Here is a 3,010-nt window from a genome sequence, read left to right on the forward strand (position 1 = left end):
ACCCTCCTGCTTTCCTACCCGGTGTCCCAGCCCGTTATACTGGTATCTTGCCTGTTTGCCTGCCGCATCCACCGCTTCTTCCAGACGGTTCATTGCTCCATAGACATACTGCTTCTTCCATGCCCCATTTTCAAGAATAGCGGTTAAGTTTCCTCTCTTATCATAACCGTACTCTTTGCGGATTTCCCCCTGTCTTTCGCTTACCAGCTGGTTCAGGGCATTATACTGATAAGATGTTTGTTCCCCGCTTTCTTCTTTCCATGTACGGTTTCCAAAGGCATCATAACCATAACGGTACTGTATCTCTCCGTCCTTTTGGATTTCTGACAGCCTGCCCAGGGCATCATACCCATAACGGTACTGTCCGCTCTCACGCTCCAGCCCTCTTCTTTCCTTGGTGATTCCGGTCTTATTTCCCAAAAGGTCATACAGATAGGTGTAGCGGTCAAGGATGCCCTCCTGGTCTTGATGCAACAGTTCTGTCAGCTGGTCCTTTCTGTCATAACGGTAGGTAGTCTTTGTTCCATTCGGGAACTGCTTTTCACACAGTCTTCCCACCGTATCATACCCATAGGTAATGATGCTGTCCCCTTCCTTCAGTTCCGAAAGACGGAACTGCTCATCATAGCCATAGAATACTGTCTTTCCATCCGGGTATGTAATGCTTCTTCTCTCTCCTGCTTTTCCATAGGTATAGGATACTTCCCTTCCGTCCGGGTACTGCACCTTTTCTGCCCTGCCCAGTGCATCCGGGTGATCCTTGTGCTTCCTAGCCAGTCCTGTATCTCAATCAGCTGCCGGAGCGGATTATAGGACAGCTTCACTTCCTTTCCGTCTGCATACTGGATGCCGGATAGATCTCCCTGTTTTGTATAGGCATACTTGGTCAGATACCCTTCCTTATCCAGTTTTCCAAGAAGCTGCCCTTTTTTATCATAGGTGTAGGTTTCCTTCTGTCCCAGTGCATCGACAGTTTCTGTGACCTGTCCCCGCAGGTCTCTGGTATAACGGGTGATCTGACACCGCCGTTTTCTTCCATTCTGTCTCTCTGCTTCCAGAAAGTCTGCATCCATACCGGATATTTCTGTATCCTCCTTCAGGCTTCCCTCTGCACCATACTGGCGAATCTCTGTGAGACGGTCACAGGCATCGTATTGATATTCCGTTTCATTTCCAAGGGCATCCGTCACCTTCGCAAGCTGTCCGCTTAAGGTATAAGCATACCGGGTCGTATTCCCTTCCCCGTCGGTCATGGAAGTCACGTTTCTAAGGGCATCATAAGTATAAGATTTCTTTTCCCCTTCACTTCCCATGATCTCTACGATACGGTCCATGCTGTCATATCCATAGGTCAGCACAAACCCGGTGGCAAGGGTATGGGTTTCCAGGTTTCCGTTAGCATCATAGGTAAAGGCTTCCTCTGTCCCATCTGCGTATCGGATTTTTTCCAATAATCCGCCTTTTTGATACTGGTAACAGGTAGTCCGCCCTGCCTCATCGGTAATGCTTTCCACATCTCCCAGTGGCGTATACGCATAACTGCGGCTTTCCCCCAGCTGATTGGTTTCCTTTATCAGATTTCCGTTTCCGTCGTATTCCATAGATACCCTATTTCCAAGGGCATCCTCCGCCTCGATGAGATTTCCTTCCCCGTCATACCGATAGGCATAGTGGAGTCCTTCTTCCCCGTTGACTTCCACCACTCTTCCAAGGGCATCATAAACAAACGTGGTCTTTGCCCCGTTTTCATCTTCCTCCCCAATCCGGTTTCCATTGGCATCATAGGTATAGCGTACCACAGCGCCGTCTGCATACTTTATCCGGGATAGCAGGTTCTCTTCGTTATAAAGATAGGTTGTCCTTGCCCCATCCGGTGTTGTCACTCTGGCAAGGTTCCACATGCTGTCATAGGTCAGGAGGGTTTCCATTCCCTCTTTATCAATGACCTTGCTTGGGCGGTTTAAGACATTATATTCCCTTCGGATGCTTTCCCCGTCAAAGTCCGTTACCTTTGTTACTTTTCCGCTTGCATTGTATTCGTAGCTCTGGCAGTTTCCTTCCGCATTTTCCACACAGGTCACATTGCCCATGATGTCATAGGTGTAACGGGTAACATTCCCTTTTCCGTCTATGCTTTCTGTCATCCGGTTCAGGGCATTATACCCATACCGGGTGACATTTCCCTGTGCATCTTCCATCGCTGTGATGTTTCCCCTTGCATCATAGGAAAGCGTGATCCTGCTTTTGTCTGCCTGCCGGATGGTCTGCGGCCACCCGGACGCTGTATAAGCAATCTCCACTTCATTTCCAAGGGCATCTTTGGTTTTTACAAGCCTTCCTTGGGCATCGTATTCCCCGCACAGTTTTTCTCTTCCATTTATCTTGATCCCGGTTGGCTGGTTCTTTTCTCCATACCGGATTTCCGTCTTATTTCCAAGGGTGTCGATCACACGCACCAGATTTCCTGCCGGATCATAGGCATACTGGGTTTTATTCCCCAGGCGGTCCACATATAAGGTCTTCTGATTGTTCTGGTTATAGGCAAAGCGTTCCTCCCCGTTGCTGTGGATATGCTTGATATCCCGGTACTTATCATCATGGACATAAACCACACGGCTTCCGTTCCGCTCGGTAAGCTCCACCGTTTTCTTTTCCTCGTCATATGTATAAGACATCTGTGTCCCGTCCGGGAACTTCTGTAAGGTGGTTCGGTGTTCCTCATCAAAGAAGTTTTCTACCGTCATGATCCCCCTTGGGTTCTCCACCTGCTCCAGTTTTCCCTGCGGGGTATAACCGTAACGGAAAGCATTCCCGTCCGGAAGTGTGGCTTCCTTCAAAAGTTCTCCCTGATACTTGTATGCCACGCCTCTTCCTGTATGGTCTTCTACACGCTCCAACATACCCTCTGTGTCATAGAAAAAGGCAAAGAATTCCCCGGTCTCTTTTTGGACCTTCACCAGACGAAACGGTGCTTCCTCTTCATAAGCAAACGTGATACGGCTACCCGTAA

2 pseudogenes are annotated in these 3,010 nt (G+C 48.9%); both read right to left on the bottom strand.

From position 1 onward, the window contains the following. A pseudogene (locus DXB52_RS17580) lies at positions 1–726 on the bottom strand (type IV secretion protein Rhs); the annotation flags it as partial. A 452-nt stretch (positions 727–1,178) separates the two neighbouring features. Then, positions 1,179–2,900 (bottom strand): annotated as a pseudogene (locus tag DXB52_RS15185) (hypothetical protein); the annotation flags it as partial. Positions 2,901–3,010: the final 110 nt, after the last annotated feature.

Source organism: Ruminococcus sp. OM04-4AA (assembly GCF_003462585.1).
Lineage (GTDB): Bacteria > Bacillota > Clostridia > Lachnospirales > Lachnospiraceae > Mediterraneibacter > Mediterraneibacter faecis.